Annotated in this window: 19 protein-coding genes; 11 read left to right on the top strand and 8 right to left on the bottom strand. The window is 71.5% G+C overall.

Going from position 1 to position 17,892, the window contains the following annotated elements:
• Positions 1-137: 137 nt before the first annotated feature.
• Positions 138-1,688 carry a S8 family serine peptidase gene (locus ABZY44_RS34105; protein WP_356660758.1) on the bottom strand — a complete coding sequence of 517 codons (1,551 nt, stop codon included), beginning with the start codon at positions 1,686-1,688 and terminating at the stop codon, positions 138-140.
• A gap of 268 nt (positions 1,689-1,956) precedes the next feature.
• Between ABZY44_RS34105 and ABZY44_RS34100 the strand changes: the two genes are divergently transcribed.
• The 3 genes from ABZY44_RS34100 (at position 1,957) to moaA (ending at position 5,160) form a co-directional block, all read left to right on the top strand.
• Positions 1,957-2,322, top strand: coding sequence for a DUF485 domain-containing protein (locus ABZY44_RS34100; RefSeq protein WP_356660756.1), 366 nt, complete (start codon positions 1,957-1,959; stop codon positions 2,320-2,322).
• Positions 2,323-2,336: 14 nt separating this feature from the next.
• Positions 2,337-3,974 (top strand): cation acetate symporter, encoded by a 1,638-nt coding sequence (locus tag ABZY44_RS34095; protein ID WP_356660760.1) that lies wholly within the window; start codon positions 2,337-2,339, stop codon positions 3,972-3,974.
• Between the two features lie 196 nt (positions 3,975-4,170).
• Positions 4,171-5,160 (top strand): GTP 3',8-cyclase MoaA, encoded by a 990-nt coding sequence (gene moaA / locus ABZY44_RS34090; RefSeq protein ID WP_356660754.1) that lies wholly within the window; start codon positions 4,171-4,173, stop codon positions 5,158-5,160.
• A 66-nt stretch (positions 5,161-5,226) separates the two neighbouring features.
• Here the strand turns inward: moaA and ABZY44_RS34085 are convergent, their stop codons facing one another.
• A complete protein-coding gene (locus ABZY44_RS34085) occupies positions 5,227-5,481 on the bottom strand; it encodes a hypothetical protein (RefSeq protein ID WP_356660752.1) in 255 nt (84 codons plus the stop codon).
• Between the two features lie 136 nt (positions 5,482-5,617).
• Positions 5,618-5,896: a DUF3099 domain-containing protein gene (locus ABZY44_RS34080; protein ID WP_356660750.1), complete on the bottom strand. Its 279-nt coding sequence runs from the start codon at positions 5,894-5,896 to the stop codon at positions 5,618-5,620.
• Between the two features lie 232 nt (positions 5,897-6,128).
• Between ABZY44_RS34080 and ABZY44_RS34075 the strand changes: the two genes are divergently transcribed.
• Positions 6,129-6,407, top strand: coding sequence for a GlsB/YeaQ/YmgE family stress response membrane protein (locus ABZY44_RS34075; RefSeq protein ID WP_356660748.1), 279 nt, complete (start codon positions 6,129-6,131; stop codon positions 6,405-6,407).
• A 110-nt stretch (positions 6,408-6,517) separates the two neighbouring features.
• Here the strand turns inward: ABZY44_RS34075 and tyrS are convergent, their stop codons facing one another.
• The 3 genes from tyrS to ABZY44_RS34060 form a co-directional block, all read right to left on the bottom strand.
• Positions 6,518-7,783: a tyrosine--tRNA ligase gene (tyrS, locus tag ABZY44_RS34070; protein WP_356660746.1), complete on the bottom strand. Its 1,266-nt coding sequence runs from the start codon at positions 7,781-7,783 to the stop codon at positions 6,518-6,520.
• A gap of 78 nt (positions 7,784-7,861) precedes the next feature.
• Positions 7,862-9,262 carry a metallopeptidase TldD-related protein gene (locus tag ABZY44_RS34065; protein WP_356660744.1) on the bottom strand — a complete coding sequence of 467 codons (1,401 nt, stop codon included), beginning with the start codon at positions 9,260-9,262 and terminating at the stop codon, positions 7,862-7,864.
• A complete protein-coding gene (locus ABZY44_RS34060) occupies positions 9,259-10,782 on the bottom strand; it encodes a TldD/PmbA family protein (protein ID WP_356660742.1) in 1,524 nt (507 codons plus the stop codon). Before ABZY44_RS34060 ends, ABZY44_RS34065 begins: the two co-directional genes overlap by 4 nt.
• 184 nt (positions 10,783-10,966) lie before the next feature.
• Here ABZY44_RS34060 and fabG point away from each other — a divergent pair, with 184 nt between their 5' ends.
• The 3 genes from fabG (at position 10,967) to ABZY44_RS34045 (ending at position 13,172) form a co-directional block, all read left to right on the top strand.
• Positions 10,967-11,686, top strand: a complete 720-nt coding sequence (gene fabG / locus ABZY44_RS34055) for a 3-oxoacyl-[acyl-carrier-protein] reductase (protein ID WP_356660740.1) — start codon at positions 10,967-10,969, stop codon at positions 11,684-11,686.
• 5 nt (positions 11,687-11,691) lie between these two features.
• Positions 11,692-12,465, top strand: coding sequence for an enoyl-ACP reductase FabI (gene fabI / locus ABZY44_RS34050; RefSeq protein ID WP_356660738.1), 774 nt, complete (start codon positions 11,692-11,694; stop codon positions 12,463-12,465).
• 254 nt (positions 12,466-12,719) lie between these two features.
• On the top strand, positions 12,720-13,172 hold the full coding sequence (locus ABZY44_RS34045) for a hypothetical protein (protein ID WP_356660736.1): 453 nt from the start codon (positions 12,720-12,722) through the stop codon (positions 13,170-13,172).
• On the opposite strand, the gene ABZY44_RS34040 is transcribed toward ABZY44_RS34045, so the two are convergent.
• Positions 13,153-13,848, bottom strand: coding sequence for a FadR/GntR family transcriptional regulator (locus tag ABZY44_RS34040; RefSeq protein ID WP_356660734.1), 696 nt, complete (start codon positions 13,846-13,848; stop codon positions 13,153-13,155). The genes ABZY44_RS34045 and ABZY44_RS34040 overlap by 20 nt on opposite strands.
• A gap of 75 nt (positions 13,849-13,923) precedes the next feature.
• Between ABZY44_RS34040 and ABZY44_RS34035 the strand changes: the two genes are divergently transcribed.
• The 4 genes from ABZY44_RS34035 (at position 13,924) to ABZY44_RS34020 (ending at position 16,411) form a co-directional block, all read left to right on the top strand.
• On the top strand, positions 13,924-15,294 hold the full coding sequence (locus tag ABZY44_RS34035; protein ID WP_356660732.1) for an MFS transporter: 1,371 nt from the start codon (positions 13,924-13,926) through the stop codon (positions 15,292-15,294).
• Positions 15,295-15,299: 5 nt separating this feature from the next.
• Entirely contained in the window at positions 15,300-15,419 is a 120-nt protein-coding gene (locus ABZY44_RS34030) for an SGM_5486 family transporter-associated protein (RefSeq protein ID WP_251053817.1), read from the top strand.
• 150 nt (positions 15,420-15,569) lie between these two features.
• Positions 15,570-15,770, top strand: a complete 201-nt coding sequence (locus ABZY44_RS34025) for a hypothetical protein (RefSeq protein WP_356660730.1) — start codon at positions 15,570-15,572, stop codon at positions 15,768-15,770.
• A gap of 122 nt (positions 15,771-15,892) precedes the next feature.
• Positions 15,893-16,411, top strand: coding sequence for a histidine phosphatase family protein (locus ABZY44_RS34020; protein WP_356660728.1), 519 nt, complete (start codon positions 15,893-15,895; stop codon positions 16,409-16,411).
• A gap of 100 nt (positions 16,412-16,511) precedes the next feature.
• Here ABZY44_RS34020 and serB read toward each other — a convergent pair whose 3' ends face one another.
• Complete coding sequence (gene serB, locus ABZY44_RS34015) at positions 16,512-17,711, bottom strand: phosphoserine phosphatase SerB (protein WP_356660726.1); 1,200 nt, start codon at positions 17,709-17,711, stop codon at positions 16,512-16,514.
• Positions 17,712-17,892 lie beyond the last annotated feature (181 nt).

Here is a 17,892-nt window from a genome sequence, read left to right as displayed (position 1 = left end):
GGGCCCCCGGGGTGCTCGGCGGGCTTTCCCCGCCGCGCCCCGGGTTCTTTTTTGCCCCCCCCCGCCCCCCCCCCCCGCGGGGGGGGGGGGGGGCCCCCCCCCCCCCCCCCCTTCCGCTGTCCGCGGGTGGCGCCCGGCTACTTGACGGCCTTCAGCGCGTCGACCACGCCGTACCCGTAGTAGCCGGTCTGGCCCCACTTGCTCTCGCAGGTGGTGCTGGCGTCGATCAGCGCGCCCGTCGCGTCGTAGACCTGCGCCGGGCAGGCCGTCTTCACGGCCTGGCCCTTGAGCATCGCCTGGAGCTGTGAGGGGGTCGCCCCCGGGTGCTTGCTCTTGAGGAGCGCCGCGACGCCCGCGACGTGCGGGGTGGCCATCGAGGTGCCCTGCTTGTAGCCGTAGCCGCCGCCCGGCAGGGTGGACAGCACGCGGCCGTTGGCGTCCGGGGTGGCCGGGACCTGCCACTTGTCCCCGCCGGGGGCGGAGACGTCGACGACGCCGAGCCCGTAGCTGGAGTAGTACGAACGGAAGCCCTTGTCACCGGTCGCGCTGACCGTGACCACGCCCGGCAGCTGCGTGGGCAGGTCCAGGCAGACCTTGGGGTCGATGGTGCGCGGCACCGGCGTGGCGTCGTCGGGGCTGGTGTCGTCGAGGATGGAGTCGGCGGACAGGTCCCAGTTCGAGTTGCCGGCGGCGGCGACGTTGAGGACGCCCTTGCGCTCGGCGTACCTGCTCGCCCGGGTGAGGGACTCCACCAGCGCCTTCTGGTCGTCGTCCGTCTTGCAGTTGAACATCCACGGGTCGACGTAGTAGCTGTTGTTGGTCACCTCGATCCCCTTCTCGGCGGCGAACATGAAGCCGCAGACGACCGCCTCGGTGTAGAAGAGGCTGGTCGCGGGCTCGCTCACCTTGATGGCGGCGACCTTGACGCCGGGCGCGACGCCGCTGACGCCGATGCCGTTGCGCGGGGCCGCGATGGTGCCCGCCACGTGGGTGCCGTGGTCGCTGCCGTCCGCGTACGGGCGCCAGGCGCCCTCGGTGGTGTCGGCGACGCCGCCGACGCAGTTGGCGGACTGCGACGCGGAGAAGTTCGCCGCGAGATCGGGGTGGGTGTCGTCCACACCCGTGTCTATGACGCCCACCGTGACGTTCCGGCTGCCATCGTTGATCTTGTGAGCCTCGTCGGCCTTGATAGCCCGCAGGTCCCACTGGTTGGACTCCAGCGGCTCCTGACCCTCCGTGGCGCTCGCCGCAGCCTTGGCGGCGTCCGCCGCGCTCAGCTTCTGCGTCGTGCCCTCCTCGGTGGTCTGCACGGCCGTCAGCGGAGCCGTACGGGTGGCGCCGACCGAAACGAACAGGCTGCGCTGCCCCCGGAGCTGCTTGGCGAACTCCGGGTTCTGGGAGTGTGCGACCACCACCCCGATCTGTTCATACGCGATCACCACCGTGCCACCGGCCCGTTCGACGGCCTTCTTCGCCTGCTTCACGGTGCCGTAGGCGGTCAGGTTCGCCACGTACGACAGCTTGGGGCCGGAGGTGTCGGGCTTGGCGGCGGCCGCCGAATCCGCCGTGTTGCCGAGCGGGGCGGCGCTGGCCGCGACCGAGGGCAGGAAGGCGAGCGAGGCGGTGAGCGCCAGCCCCGCCGGCACGGCGAGGGCACGCCGCCGGCGACCGGTTCCCAGATGAGCCATGGGTTCTCCACATCATTGTGAAAAAGCCGCGCGAGCGCGGGCGCGCTCGACGGGTTCATGACACGGGAACCTAGTGCCGCCGTTCGACTTCGCGCCATCAGTTCGAGAAAACGGTTTCCAAAGGAACAGCGGGGAATTGAACCGTCCCGACGCGCCGGCCGTGCCGTTGACAGGGGGGATTCAGCGCCTCGAGCACTGCCGTCCCCCCCACACGGAGGTTGTTTTGTCCGTCGTCCCCACCGCATCCGCGTCACAAGGAGAGTCCCCCGTGACCACCGAAGAAGCGCCGCCCAAGGGCAGCGCGGGAACGCCGTCGGCGACCCCCGCGGCCGAAGAGTTCGCAAGCGTCCAGCAGAGCGCGGAGTTCGCCGAACTGCGCCGCGCACACCGCTCCTTCGCCTTCCCGCTCACCGTGGCGTTCATCGCCTGGTACCTGCTCTACGTCCTGCTCTCCAGCTACGCGGGCGGCTTCATGGGGACCAAGCTCTTCGGCAACGTCAACGTCGCCCTCGTCCTCGGCCTCGCCCAGTTCGCGACGACCTTCCTCATCGCCTGGCTGTACTCCCGCCACGCGGCGGCCAAGCTCGACCCCAAGGCCTCGGCCATCAAGGCGCGGATGGAGGCCGGAGCGTGAGCACCCCCCTGCTGCTGGCCGCGGGCACGGCGACCACGGCGGGCACCACCGTCGCCGCCGGCGCCACGGAGCACCGCCCGCTGATCATCACCCTGTTCGGACTGTTCGTCGTCGCCACCCTGGGCATCACGATCTGGGCCGGCCGCCAGACCAAGGGCGCCGCCGACTTCTACGCGGGCGGCCGCCAGTTCACCGGCTTCCAGAACGGCCTGGCCATCTCCGGCGACTACATGTCCGCCGCGTCCTTCCTCGGCATCGCCGGAGCCATCGCGCTCTTCGGCTACGACGGCTTCCTCTACTCCATCGGCTTCCTCGTCGCCTGGCTGGTCGCGCTGCTCCTCGTCGCCGAGCCGCTGCGCAACTCCGGCCGCTACACCATGGGCGACGTGCTCGCGTACCGGATGCGCCAGCGCCCCGTACGGACCGCCGCCGGCACCTCCACCATCGTGGTCTCGATCTTCTACCTGCTCGCCCAGATGGCCGGCGCCGGCGTGCTCGTCTCGCTGCTCCTCGGCATCACCAGCGACCTCGGCAAGGTCGTGATCGTCTCGCTGGTCGGCGTGCTGATGATCCTCTACGTCACCATCGGCGGCATGAAGGGCACCACCTGGGTCCAGATGATCAAGGCGGTGCTGCTCATCGCGGGCACCCTGCTGATCACCTTCCTGGTGCTGGTCAAGTTCGACTTCAACATCTCGGACCTGCTCGGCAAGGCCGCCGACAACAGCGGACAGGGCGTGAAGTTCCTGGAGCCGGGCCTGAAGTACGGCAAGGACTCCCTCACCAAGCTCGACTTCATCTCGCTCGGCCTCGCCCTGGTCCTGGGCACCGCCGGCCTGCCGCACATCCTGATCCGCTTCTACACGGTGCCCACCGCGCAGGCCGCCCGTAAGTCCGTGAACTGGGCCATCGGCATCATCGGCGCCTTCTACCTGATGACGATCGTCCTCGGCTTCGGCGCCGCGGCCCTGCTCAAGCGGGCCGACATCCTCGCCTCCAACAAGGCCGGCACCACCGCGGCCCCGCTGCTCGCCCAGGAGATCGGCGGCGGCGCCGACTCCACCGGCGGCGCGGTCCTGCTCGCCGTGATCTCGGCGGTGGCCTTCGCCACCATCCTCGCGGTCGTCGCCGGCCTGACGCTGGCCTCGTCCTCCTCCTTCGCCCACGACATCTACGTGAACGTGATCCGCAAGGGGAAGGCCACGGAGAAGGAGGAGGTGCGGGCCGCCCGCTGGTCCACCGTGGTCATCGGCGCCGTCGCCATCGGCCTCGGCGCCCTGGCCCGCGACCTCAACGTGGCCGGCCTCGTCGCCCTCGCCTTCGCGGTCGCCGCCTCCGCCAACCTGCCGACGATCCTCTACAGCCTCTTCTGGAAGCGCTTCACCACCCAGGGAGCGCTGTGGTCCATCTACGGCGGCCTGGTCTCCTCGGTCGTCCTGGTGCTCTTCTCCCCGGTCGTCTCGGGGAAGCCCACCTCGATGTTCAAGGGCGCCGACTTCTACTGGTTCCCCCTGGAGAACCCCGGCATCGTCTCCATCCCGCTCGGCTTCCTGCTGGGCTGGCTGGGAACCGTCCTCTCCAAGGAGAAGGCCGACCCCCAGAAGTTCGCGGAGCTCGAGGTCCGTTCGCTGACGGGCACCGGGGCGCACTGACACCCGGCGCCGGAGAGAGACGCTCCGAGCACCGGGCGTGGCCGCGTCGTACTTCCCTACGACGCGGCCCCGTCGCGTCTCGTTCCTTCGGGCACCCCTGCGCGTACGGGGTGTCGCGTAGGCTCGGTCATAGCGCCCGTACTCTCACTGATTGCGCGGCGAATCTCTACAAACCGGACAGGGGAGGGGGCTTACAGTGCTTCTCGACACCTATGGCCGCGTGGCCACTGACCTGCGCGTCTCACTCACCGACCGGTGCAACCTGCGCTGCACGTACTGCATGCCCGAAGAGGGGCTGCAGTGGCTCGGCAAGTCGGACCTGCTCAGCGACGAGGAGATCGTCCGGCTGATCCGCATCGCCGTCACCCGGCTCGGGATCGAAGAGGTCCGCTTCACCGGCGGCGAGCCGCTCCTGCGCCCCGGCCTCGTCGGCATCGTGGAGCAGTGCGCGGCCCTGGAGCCCCGGCCCCAGATGTCGCTCACCACCAACGGCATCGGTCTCCAGCGCACCGCGCAGGCCCTCAAGGCCGCCGGCCTGGACCGGGTAAACGTTTCCCTCGACACCCTGCGCCCCGAGGTCTTCAAGACCCTCACCCGGCGCGACCGCCACAAGGACGTCATCGCGGGCATGGCCGCCGCCCGCGCGGCCGGCCTCACCCCCGTCAAGGTCAACGCCGTCCTCATGCCGGGGCTGAACGACGACGAGGCCCCCGACCTGCTCGCCTGGGCCGTGGAGAACGAGTACGAGCTCCGTTTCATCGAGCAGATGCCGCTCGACGCCCAGCACGGCTGGAAGCGCGACGGAATGATCACCGCCGGGGACATCCTGGAGTCCCTGCGCACGCGCTTCACGCTCACCGAGCAGGGCTCCGAGGAACGCGGCTCCGCCCCCGCCGAGCGCTGGGTCGTCGACGGCGGCCCGGCCACCGTCGGCGTCATCGCCTCGGTGACCCGCCCCTTCTGCGGCGCCTGCGACCGCACCCGCCTCACCGCCGACGGCCAGGTCCGTACGTGCCTGTTCGCCACCGAGGAGTCCGACCTGCGCGGTGCCCTGCGCTCGGGCGCCCCGGACGAGGAGATCGCCAGGCTGTGGAAGGTGGCGATGTGGGGCAAGAAGGCCGGGTCCGGCCTCGGCGACCCGTCCTTCCTGCAGCCCGACCGCCCGATGTCGGCGATCGGCGGCTGACCGCCGCCGGCCGGCGACCGGCGGCCGGCCGCCACCGACGGCGAGGACCCGGAGGGCTCGGAACGGCTACACGCGTTCCGAGCCCTCCGGCTGTACCCACTCGTCCAGCTTCACGACGTCCTTGAGGAAGCCGCGGACCCCCAGGAACTGCGACAGGTGCTCGCGGTGCTCCGCGCACGCCAGCCACGTCTTGCGCCGCTCGGGGGTGTGCAGCTTCGGGTTGTTCCACGCCAGGACCCAGACGGCCGCGTCGCGGCAGCCTTTGGCCGAACAGGTGGGGGGTGCGTCGGTACCGTCTGGTGCGTCGTCGAGGGGAGTCACGGCTCAACCCTAAGACGGAAAGGCGACGCCGAGCAGCCACGGGGGGAGCTGCCCGGCGTCGGTCCGTCGCTCCGACGGGGGATGCGGAGCGCGTAGGCAGTATGTCACGCAGGACCCGGTGCGGCGCACTGGAACCTCATGATTGATCTGAGCTTTTCTTGAGGTTTCCGTCGCCCAGTGCGGGGCGCACAGGAGCCGGAATGAAGTGCGACGGCAAGGAGGGCGTCGACTCGCGCCCCGCGTTGGCGATGACCACCGCGACGTACGGCAGCAGGGCCCCCGCGGCGAGCGTCACGATGGCCACGGGCCGCTGCACGTTCCACAGGACGACCGTCGCGACGACCGACAGCGTCCTGATGGCCATCGAGATCACGTACCGGCGCTGCCGTCCCCGCACGTCCTCGGCGAGGCTCATCCGCGCCCCCGTGATCCGGAAGACCTCGGCTCCGTTCCGTTTCTGACGCTCCACAAACCCACCACCGATCGACCGCCGGGCACTCCCGGCCCGGACGCTTCCCACGGTACGCCGCCCCCGCGGAGCCGGGCAGAGGGGGTGTCCCCCGAACGGAGCTGTCCGAAATGCGCAGTAGGCCGGACGGGTCGAGACTGGGCCCACATGCGCACAACGCGCCAGGAGGAGGCTCGACATGGGTTGGTTGTGGGCGATCATCGTCGGTTTCGTGCTGGGCCTGATAGCCCGGGCGATCCTCCCGGGCAAGCAGCACCAGCCCCTGTGGCTGACCACCGTCTTCGGCATCATCGGCGCCGTGCTCGGCAACGCCGTGGCCACCTGGATCGGCGTCGGCGAGACGCGCGGCATCGACTGGATCCGGCACTTGCTGCAGCTTGCCGGAGCCGTCCTGGTGGTCGGCCTCGGCGACGTGGTCTACGGCAAGCTCCGCGGCGGCAGACGGCACGCGGCCTAGTGCCGAGGTCCGCCGGGCGGCGGACCACGACGCGGGGGCCGTCCCGGACGGTGCGTCCGGGACGGCCCCCGCGTCGTGCGCGCACCCACCGGGCGCACGAGATCAGCCGGTCAGCCGGTGACCTCGACCGCCGCCAGGTTCTTCTTGCCGCGGCGCAGCACCAGCCAGCGTCCGTGCAGGAGGTCCTCCTTGGCGGGGACCGCGTCCTCGGCGGTGACCTTCACGTTGTTCACGTAGGCGCCGCCCTCCTTCACGGTCCGCCGGCCGGCCGACTTGCTGGCGACCAGCCCGGTCTCCACGAGCAGGTCCACGACCTGGCCCGGCTCCGAGACCTCGGCCCGCGGCAGCTCGGACAGGGCCGCGGCCAGCGTGGCCCCGTCCAGGTCCGCCAGCTCGCCCTGGCCGAACAGGGCCTTGGACGCCGCGATCACGGCGGCGCACTGGCCGGCCCCGTGCACCAGCGTGGTCAGCTCCTCCGCGAGCGCCCGCTGCGCGGCGCGCGCCTGCGGCCGCTCGGCGGTCTGCGCCTCCAGCTCCTCCAGCTCCTCGCGGCTCCGGAAGGACAGGATGCGCAGATAGGTGGAGACGTCCCGGTCGTCCACGTTCAGCCAGAACTGGTAGAACGCGTACGGCGTGGTCATCTCCGGGTCGAGCCAGACGGCGCCGCTCTCGGACTTGCCGAACTTGGTGCCGTCCGCCTTGACCATCAGCGGCGTCGCGATGGCGTGGACGTGCGCGTCCGGCTCCACCCGGTGGATCAGGTCGAGGCCGGCGGTGAGGTTGCCCCACTGGTCGGACCCGCCCTGCTGGAGCACGCAGCCGTGGCGCCGGTACAGCTCCAGGAAGTCCATGCCCTGGAGCAGCTGGTAGCTGAACTCCGTGTAGCTGATGCCCTGGTCGGACTCCAGCCGCTTGGCGACCGAGTCCTTCGTCAGCATCTTGTTGACGCGGAAGTGCTTGCCGATGTCCCGGAGGAACTCGATGGCGGACATGCCCGCCGTCCAGTCCAGGTTGTTCACCATGACCGCCGCGTTCTCGCCCTCGAAGGACAGGAACGGCTCGATCTGGGAGCGCAGGCGCGACACCCAGTTCGCGATGGTCTCCGGGTCGTTCAAGGTGCGCTCGGCGGTCGGCCGCGGGTCGCCGATCTGCCCGGTGGCCCCGCCGACCAGCGCCAGCGGACGGTTGCCCGCCTGCTGGAGCCGGCGCACGGTGAGGACCTGCACCAGGTGGCCCACGTGCAGCGAGGCCGCCGTCGGGTCGAAGCCGCAATAGAACGTGACGGGACCGTCCGCGAACGCCTTGCGCAGCGCTTCTTCGTCGGTGGACTGGGCGAACAGCCCGCGCCACTTCAGTTCGTCGACGATGTCCGTCACGGTTCCGGGTCTCCTTGGACGAGATGAAACAGAAAGCTGGGGGTTTCCCCGCCAGTCTAGGCGGGGAAGGTCCGCACCTCAGACGCCTTTACTGACCGAGCTCATGTTGAAGTCCGGGATCCGCAGCGCCGGCATCGCCGCCCGGGTGAACCAGTCGCTCCACTCGCGCGGCAGGGTCTTCTCGGTCCGGCCGGCCTCCGAGGCCCGCGACAGCAGGTCCACGGGGGATTCGTTGAACCGGAAGTTGTTGACCTCGCCGACGACCCGGCCGTCCTCCACCAGGTAGACGCCGTCCCGGGTCAGGCCCGTGAGCAGCAGCGTCGCCGGGTCCACCTCGCGGATGTACCACAGGCAGGTCAGCAGCAGCCCGCGCTCGGTCTCCGCGACCATCTCCTCCAGGGACTTGTCGCCGCCCCCGTCCAGGATCAGGTTCCCGAACGACGGGGAGACCGGCAGCCCGGTCAGGCCCGCGCTGTGCCGGGTCGTGATCAGCCGGGCCAGCTCGCCGTCCTTGATCCATTCGGTCGCCGGGACCGGCAGGCCGTTGTCGAAGACGGACGCGTCGTCGCCGGAGCTGTGCGCGATCACGAACGGCGCGGACTCCAGGCCGGGCGCGTTCGGGTCGCTGCGCAGGGTCAGCGGCAGCGGGGACAGCCGTTCGCCGAGCCGGGTGCCGCCGCCGGGCTTGGAGAAGACCGTCCGGCCCTCCACCGCGTCCCGGGCCGCCGCCGACCACATCTGGTAGATCAGCAGGTCGGCCACGGCCGTGGGAGGCAGCAGGGTCTCGTACCGCCCGGCGGGCAGGTCGATCTTCCGCTCCGCCCAGCCGAGCCGTACGGCCAGCTCCGCGTCCAGCACGGTCGGGTCCACGTCCTTGAAGTCCCGCGTGGAGCGGCCGGCCCAGGCCGAGCGCTGGCGGTCCGGGGACTTCGCGTTGAGCTCCAGGGTGCCGTTGGGCTGGTCGTGGCGCAGGCGCAGCCCCGTGGAGGTGCCCACGTAGCTGGAGACCAGCTCGTGGTTGGCGAAGCCGTACAGTTCGCGGCCGCCCGCGCGGGCCCGGGCGAAGGCCTCGCCGAGGGCCGGGGCGAAGTCCGCGAAGACCGCCGAGGAGGTCTCGGCGGGGGCGTCGGTGAAGTCCGGCGAGGCCGGGGTGCCCGTGACCAGCGGCTGTGCGTCCTCCGCCGCGTCGGCGCCGCGGGCGGCCGCCTCGGCGGCCCGGACCAGCGGCTCGAGGTCCGCGGCCGTGACGGCGGAGCGCGAGACGACCCCCGAGGCCGTGCCCTCCTTGCCGTCGACGGTGGCGATGACCGTCAGGGTCCGCCCGCGGGTGACCCCGTTCGTGGTGAGGGCGTTGCCCGCCCAGCGCAGGTTGGCCGTCGACTCCTCGTCGGCGATGACGACGCAGCCGTCGGCGGTGGACAGGGCCAGGGCGCGCTCGACGATCTCGTGGGGACGGGTGCGCGTACTCGACGAGTTCATCGTCCGGCCTCCTGCGTGGTGTTCAGGATGTTCACGTCGCGGAACAGCGCGGAGGGGCAGCCGTGCGAGACGGCCGCGACCTGGCCCGGCTGGGCCTTGCCGCAGTTGAAGGCTCCGCCGAGGACGTAGGTCTGCGGTCCGCCGACCTTCTCCATCGACCCCCAGAACTCGGTGGTCGTGGCCTGGTACGCGACGTCCCTCAGCTGTCCGGCCAGCCTGCCGTTCTCGATGCGGAAGAAGCGCTGCCCCGTGAACTGGAAGTTGTAGCGCTGCATGTCGATCGACCAGGAGCGGTCGCCGACCACGTAGATCCCGCGCTCCACCCCGCCGATCAGGTCCTCGGTGGAGAGCCCGCCCGGATCGGGCCGGAGCGAGACGTTCGCCATCCGCTGCACGGGCACGTGCCCGGGGGAGTCGGCGTACGCGCAGCCGTTGGAGCGGCCCAGACCGGTCAGCTTCGCGATCCGCCGGTCCGTCTGGTAGCCGGCCAGCGTGCCGTCCTTGACCAGGTCCCAGCTCTGGGCTTCGACGCCCTCGTCGTCGTAGCCGATGGTGGCCAGCCCGTGCTCGGCGGTCCGGTCGCCCGTCACGTTCATGACGGGGGAGCCGTACGTGAGCTTGCCCAGCTGGTCGAAGGTGGCGAAGGAGGTCCCCGCGTACGCCGCCTCGTAGCCCAGCGCCCGGTCCAGCTCCGTGGCGTGGCCGATGGACTCGTGGATGGTGAGCCACAGGTTGGACGGGTCCACGACCAGGTCGTAGCGTCCGGCCTCGACGCCCGGCGCGCGCATCTTCTCGGCGAGCAGGCCGGGGATCGCCTCCAGCTCCGCGTCCCAGTCCCAGCCGGTGCCGGTCAGGTACTCCCAGCCGCGCCCGGCCGGCGGGGCGATGGTGCGCATGGAGTCGAATTCGCCGGTGGCCGCGTTCACGGCGACGGCGGTGAGCTGCGGGTGGATGCGCACCCGCTGCTGCGTGGTGGAGGTGCCCGCCGTGTCGGCGTAGAACTTGTTCTCGTGGACGGCGAGCAGCGAGGCGTCCACGTGGGCCACCCCGTCGGCGGCCAGCAGCCGCGCGCTGAAGTCGGCGAGCAGCGCCGCCTTCTGCGCGTCCGGCACCTCGAAGGGGTCCACGTCGTAGGCGGAGACCCAGGTCTTGTCCTTGTGGACCGGTTCCTCGGCCAGCTCGACCCGCTCGTCGGAGCCGGCCGCCTTGATCACCTTGGCGGAGAGCTGGGCCATGGCCACGGCCTGCGAGGCCACCTTGGCGGCCCCGTCCATGGTCAGGTCCACACCGGAGGCGAACCCCCAGCTGCCCCCGTGGACGACCCGGACCGCATAGCCGAGGTCGGTGGTGTCGGACCCGCCGGAGGGTTTGGCGTCCCGCAGCCGCCAGGAGGCGCTGCGGATCCGCTCCAGGCGGAAGTCGGCATGATCGGCACCCAGCGCGCGGGCCCGGGCGAGCGCCGCGTCGGCGAGCGCCCGCAAGGGCAGCGCGGTGAAGGCCGCGTCGATGGAATGGGGCACGGAAGTCCTCCCGAGGTCGGGGCAGATAGCACGATCATGTCGCGCCGTGGGTTGCCGTGCCTACATCTTTCTGTAGGGACTCGACAGAGCCCGTACCAAGGCCCTGTCGGAGCCCGATTCTCCGTACGGGCTACATGACCTATAGGTTTTTGGTATTCAGACCGCTAGTCGAAAGGGTGATCCGTTGAGCCGCTCGGTTCTCGTCACCGGAGGAAACCGGGGCATCGGCCTCGCCATCGCCCGAGCCTTCGCGGAGGGCGGAGACAAGGTCGCGATCACGTACCGGTCGGGTGAGCCGCCGGCGGAGCTCACGGCTCTGGGCGTGCTGGCGGTCCGTTGCGACATCACCGACTCCGAGCAGGTGGACCGGGCGTACAAGGAGATCGAGGACGCGCACGGCGCGGTCGAGGTCCTGGTCGCCAACGCGGGCATCACCAAGGACACGCTGCTGATGCGCATGTCCGAGGACGATTTCGCCTCGGTCGTCGACACCAACCTCACCGGCACCTTCCGCGTGGTCAAGCGCGCGAACCGCGGCATGCTCCGCGCCAAGAAGGGCCGCGTCGTCCTGATCTCCTCGGTCGTCGGCCTGCTCGGCTCGGCCGGCCAGGCCAACTACGCCGCCTCCAAGGCCGCGTTGGTCGGTTTCGCCCGCTCCCTCGCCCGTGAGCTGGGCTCCCGCAACATCACCTTCAACGTCGTGGCCCCGGGCTTCGTGGACACGGACATGACGAAGGTGCTCACCGACGAGCAGCGTGCCGGCATCGTCGGCCAGGTGCCCCTGGGCCGTTACGCACGGCCCGAGGAGATCGCGGCCGCCGTCAGCTTCCTGGCGTCCGACGACGCCGCGTACATCACCGGAGCCGTCATTCCCGTTGACGGCGGATTGGGCATGGGTCACTGATCACCATGAGCGGAATTCTCGAGGGCAAGCGCATCCTCATCACGGGGGTGCTGATGGAGTCCTCCATCGCCTTCCACACCGCCCGGCTGGCCCAGGAGCAGGGCGCCGAGGTCATCCTCACCGCGTTCCCGCGGCCGACGCTGACCGAGCGCATCGCACGCAAGCTGCCCAAGCCGGCCAAGGTGATCGAACTCGACGTCACCAACGACGAGCACCTGGCCCGCGTGGAGGAGCTCGTCCGTGCGGAGCTCGGCGGCCTCGACGGCGTCGTCCACTCCATCGGCTTCGCGCCGCAGGACGCGCTCGGCGGCAACTTCCTGAACACGCCGTTCGAGTCGGTCGCCACCGCCATGCACGTCTCGGCGTTCTCGCTGAAGTCGCTGACCATGGCCTGCAAGCCCCTGTTCCCGCCGAACGAGGGCGGCGCGGTCGTCGGCCTCACCTTCGACGCGCAGTACGCGTGGCCGCAGTACGACTGGATGGGCCCGGCCAAGGCCGCGCTCGAGGCCACCAGCCGCTACCTCGCCCGCGACCTGGGCAAGGAGAAGATCCGCTGCAACCTGATCTCGGCGGGTCCGATCGGCTCGATGGCCGCGAAGTCCATCCCGGGCTTCTCGGACCTGGCGGACATCTGGAACCAGCGCTCCCCGATGGAGTGGGACATGGCCGACCCGGACCCGGCGGGCCGCGGCGTCGTCGCCCTCCTGTCGGACTGGTTCCCCAAGACCACCGGCGAGATCATCCACGTCGACGGCGGTCTGCACGCGATGGGTGCCTGACCCGGCGTGACCTGACCTGACCTGACCTGACCTGACCGGTCGAGGTCCTGTCCATCCGTACGGCGGCGGCCGCGCTTCCCCTTTCCGGGAGGCGCGGCCGCCGCCGTTTCGCGTGGGGCGGCGGGGGACATGACCGGCGGCCCGGTCAGATGTTCGCCGTCTCATCGGATCTTTCCGAGTCGAATATCGGGGCATTCCCCTGCAAACTTGCACCGTCGGGATCTTCCCGGCTCCTGTGGGGAGGAGGTACGGGAGTGCGCGCCAGACGGAGTCGAGCGGTATCGCTGCTGGTCACCTCGATGGTCCTGGCCGGATTCCTGATCCCGGGAGCCGTCGTGCAGGCCGGGGGCGGCGATCCGGTTCCCGGCCCCGAGGCCATGGCTCCCGTCCCCGCCCCGGGGGAGCGGGCCGCGGTGGACCCGGCCCAGATCCCCGCGGAGCCGCCCGTACAGCCCGCGCGGCCCGCGGCCCGGGAGCTCTTCGGAGCGGACTGCGACACCAGCATCGAGGGCTCGCGGGTGGTCGCGTACTGCCACAACGGCTACCCCGAGACCGATCTGGTCCGCCTGCACGTGGAATGCGACCGCTGGTGGGACGTGGACGGGGACGGTGCCGCCGTGGCCGTCGGCCCGGCCGGCCGGGCCGAGCTCACCAGCCGCTGCTGGAAGGAGGTCCGCTCGGCGTGGGTCAGTCACCAGCGGCAGTGACCCCGGGCTCCCTGCCCAGGCACGCGAACGGATAGCCGGCCGCCTCCGAGGCCGCCGCGTCCCCGTCCCCGCGCCGGACCGCCTCGATCAGCCGGGCGTGGTCCAGGTGGGACGCGGGATCGAGGTCCTCGCCCACGTCGGTGCGCAGCCAGTCGGCCACCAGATCGCCGAGGTCCGCGTACAGCTCGATGAGCACGTCGTTGTGCGAGGCCGCCACCACCGCCATGTGCAGGGCCACGTCCGCCGCGACGAACACCTCCGCGTCCCCGCCCGACCAGGCCCGCTCGCGCCGCGCCAGCAGCGCGTCCAGCTGCACGAGGTCCCGCGCGGTCCGCCGCTCCGCCGCGAGGCGGGCGGCCGAGGACTCCAGCGTCGAGCGCAGCTCCGCGATGTGGCGCGGGTCGGCCCCGGCGAAGCGGCGGTGCATCACGCCGGCCAGCTCGCTGGTGGCGATGACGTAGGTGCCCGAGCCCTGGCGGATGTCGAGGAGGCCGTTGTGCGCGAGGGCGCGGACGGCCTCCCGCACGGTGTTGCGCGCGACGCCGAGCAGCTCCACGAGCTCGGGCTCGGTGGGGATGCGCGAGCCGACGGGCCATTCGCCGGTGGTGATCTGGTTCCTGAGCTGGGCGATCACCTGGTCGACGAGCGCGGATCGCCGGGGCGAGGTCAGCGGCATGCGGTCGGGGTTCCTTTCCGGACGGTGGAGGAGGAGACTGGACAACCAATCATCCCATGATTCTATGATGGTTCAATGTCCGACGAAGAAGTCCAGACCCTGAACCGGCCCCGGGCCGCGCGCACGGCCTCCCCGCCGCACCACGGAGCCGCCCAGGCAGCCCCCGGAGCGACCACCGGCGTCACGGGCGCGGTCGGCCCCGGCCCTGACGCCGCCCCGCAACCGGCGTGGCTCGGCCCCGTGCTTCTCGTCGGCATCGTGCTGGCCGCCCTCAACCTGCGACCCGCCATCACCAGCCTCGGCGCCCTCTTCGAGGAGACCCGCACGGGCCTCGGCATGAGCGGCACCGTCGCCGGACTCGTCACCTCCGTACCCGCCCTGTGCTTCGCCGTCTTCGGCATCACCGCCCCCCGGCTCTCCCGCCGCTTCGGTCCGGCCGCCGTCGTCTGCGCCGGCATGGCCGCCGTCGCCGCGGGCCTGCTCATCCGGCCCTTCGCGAGCGACGCCGTCGGCTTCCTCGCCGCCAGCGCCCTGACCCTCGCCGGCATAGCCCTGACCAACGTGCTCCTGCCGGTGATCGTCAAGCGCTGGTTCCCGGACCGCGTCGGCACCATGACCGGCCTCTACTCCATGGCCCTGGCGGCCGGCACCTCGCTCGCGGCGGCCGCCACCGTCCCGATGACCGAAGCCCTCGGCGGCAGCTGGCGCACCGGCCTGCTGATCTGGAGCTTCCTCGCCGTCGCCGCCGTACTGCCCTGGCTGGCCATCGCCGCCGCGGCCCGCAAGGAGAAGGCGGCCACCGCCCCCGCCGGCCCGGCCGGGACCACCGCCCACGCCACCGCTCCCGCCGCCGGCCCGCGCGTCGTGCGCAGCCGCACCGCCTGGGCCCTCGCCTGCTACTTCGGCCTCCAGGCCACCGGCGCGTACGTCACGATGGGCTGGCTCCCGCAGATCTTCCGCGACGCCGGAGTCTCCGCCTCCACCGCGGGCGTCCTGCTCGCCGTCACCATGGTCATGGGCGTCCCGCTCGCCTTCGTCATCCCCGGCCTCGCCGGGCGGATGAGGAACCAGGGGCCCATCGCCGCGACCCTCGGAGTCTTCGGCCTCGCCGGCTACCTCGGGCTCTCCTTCGCCCCCGCCGCCGGCGCGTGGGTCTGGGCCGTGCTGCTCGGCGTCTCCAACTGCGCCTTCCCGCTCGTCATCACGCTGATCGGACTGCGCGCCAAGTCCCCCGCCGGAGTGGTCAGGCTCTCCGCCTTCGCGCAGAGCACCGGCTACCTCATCTCCATCCCCGGACCGCTCCTCATCGGCGCCCTCTACCAGCACAGCGGCGGCTGGGACCTGCCCCTCGCCCTCATGGCCGGACTGCTCGTCCCGCAGATCGCCCTCGGCCTGCGCGCGGGCCGGGACCGCACGATCGAGGACGAATGCGGCATGCGAGACTGAACGGCATGTCGCCCGTACTCGAACCGAACCCCCAGAACGGTCACAAGAAGCTCGGCCTCGTGCTGGGCGCGATGCTGGTCCTGACCGTGATCATCTCCGTCATCGCCACCCTCGCCTCCCCGTAACGGCGCCGTTGGTGGGGTTACCCCCCCAACCCCTAGGGGGTCAGGCTCAGGGTGAAGTGGGGTGCGTCCCCGATGGGAACCGCCGGCTCGAATCCTTAGATTCGAAGAGCAAGAGCGAGCCCGTCCCACGCGCACCCCACGGAGGCGGCCATGTCGGCCCCCACGCACACGTCCCCTCCCCGAGCCCTCGGGGCCGATGCCCGACTGCCCTGGTGGGCGCTGGCCCTGCCCGCCCTCGCCTTCGGCCTCCTCCTCGTCCTGCTCGCCGGATCCGGCGAGGCCCACGCCGCCTCCGAGGACGGCTCGGCCCTCGTCCAGGTCACCGAGCAGCTGCTGCGCGCCGTCGGCTGACAGCCATCCGGCCCCCGGGGAGCGCGCCCGCGCGCCCGCGCGCCGGGGCGCGCCCCGCACCCGGGGGTGAGCGCCCTCGAGACCCTGCGCTCCATGGCTCGATCCGTGCGAAGCTGGGAGTCATGAGCGCCGACACACCCCGCAGGATCGTCCTCCTCCGGCACGCCAAGGCCGAATGGTCGGACGGCACAGACCACGAGCGCCCCCTGGCGGAGCGCGGCCGTCACGACGCCCCGGCGGCCGGCCAGAAGCTGGCCCAGACCGGCATCGCCTTCGACCTGGCCCTCTGCTCCAGCGCGGTCCGGACCCGCGAGACCTGGAAGCTCGCCGTCCAGGAGCTCGCGCACCGGCCGAAGACCTCGTACGAGGACCGGCTCTACGAAGCGTCGCCGGGCGAAATCATCGCCCTGCTCAACGAGACCTCCGACGAGGTCAGGAACCTTCTGGTCATCGGCCACAACCCCGGTATGCACGCCCTCGCCGATGCCCTCTCCGGGAGCGCGCAGGGCGACGTACTGGCCCGGATGAACAGCACCGGCTTCCCGACCTCCGCCCTCGCCGTCGTCTCCTTCACCGGGTCGTGGAAGTCCGTGGAACACGGCGTGGGCACCCTGCTGGACTTCTGGACCCCGCACGGCTGATTCCCGCCGGGGCCGTGCACACGGCCGATCACGGAGCGGGCCGCGGCACGGTGAAGGTGCCGGGGCCCGCTCCGTCGTAGGCCAGGCGGGGGCGCGCGTTTCAGGCCAGGTCGGCGGCCTCGACCTCTTCCCGGGTGATGCCGAGCAGGTACAGCACGGCGTCCAGGAACGGCACGTTGACCGCGGTGTCCGCGGCTTCGCGGACCACCGGCTTGGCGCAGAAGGCCACGCCCAGCCCGGCCGCGTTGAGCATGTCCAGGTCGTTGGCCCCGTCGCCGATGGCCACGGTCTGGGCGAGCGGGACGCCGGCCTCCGTGGCGAACCGGCGCAGCAGCCGGGCCTTGCCCGCCCGGTCCACGATCTCGCCGACGACCTTGCCGGTCAGCTTGCCGTCGACGATCTCCAGGGTGTTGGCGGAGGCGAAGTCCAGGCCGAGCCGCTCCCGCAGATCGTCCGTCACCTGCGTGAAACCGCCGGAGACCACGCCCACCTGGTAGCCGAGGCGCTTGAGCGTCCGGATCAGGGTCCGGGCGCCCGGGGTCAGACGCACCTCGGAGCGGACCTTGTCCACGACGGAGGCGTCCAGCCCCGCCAGCAGCGCGACCCGGGCGTGCAGTGACTGCTCGAAGTCCAGCTCGCCGCGCATGGCCCGCTCGGTCACCTCGGCGACCTCGGCCTCGCAGCCGGCGTGCGCGGCGAAGAGCTCGATGACCTCGTCCTGGATCAGCGTCGAGTCCACGTCCATGACGACGAGGCGCTGAGCCCGCCGGTGCAGCCCGGCCGAGACCACGGCCACGTCCACGCCGATGTGCGCGGCGGCGGTGGCCAGAGCCGTGCGCAGCGGCTCGGTCTCGGCGCCGGAGACGGCGAACTCCACCGCCGTCACCGGGTACTTCGCCAGCCGGAAGATGCGGTCGATGTTGCCGCCGGTCGCGGTGATCCGCGCGGCGACGGCGGCCGTGGATTCGGCGGTGAGCGGGTTCCCGAGGACGGTGACGTGCGAACGGCCGCTTCCGCGCGGCCGGTTGTCGCCGGTCCCGGAGAGGATCTCGGCCTGCAGCTTGAGGGACTCGGCCCAGCTGTGGACGATGGCCCGCAGCTCGCCCTCGGTGCCGGCGGCGGGGTGGGTGACGAGGGCGCACAGGACGATGCGGCCCCGCGTGACGACCTGCTCGATGTCGACGACGTCGACGGAGTAGGCGGCGAGGGTGTCGAACAGTCCGGCGGTGATCCCGGGACGGTCCTTGCCGAAGATCTTGACGAGGAGGGTGGGGATGTCGGAGGTCTGCGAAGCGCTCATGGTGCCTTCACCGTATCTCCCCGGGCTCCGCCCGCGGACCCCCGTCCCACCTGCCGGAACCGTTTCGCTCCGTACGGACGTGCGGAGGTCACCGGGCGGCCACCGGGCGGCCACTGCGCGGACGGGACGCGGCGGCGCGCGGGGCGGCGCGCGGGAGCGGGCGGCGGCCTCTTCAGCGTGG

This window comes from Streptomyces sp. NPDC006544 (assembly GCF_040611715.1).
Taxonomy (GTDB): Bacteria; Actinomycetota; Actinomycetes; order Streptomycetales; family Streptomycetaceae; genus Streptomyces.
This window is presented reverse-complemented; position numbering and strand designations above follow the sequence as displayed.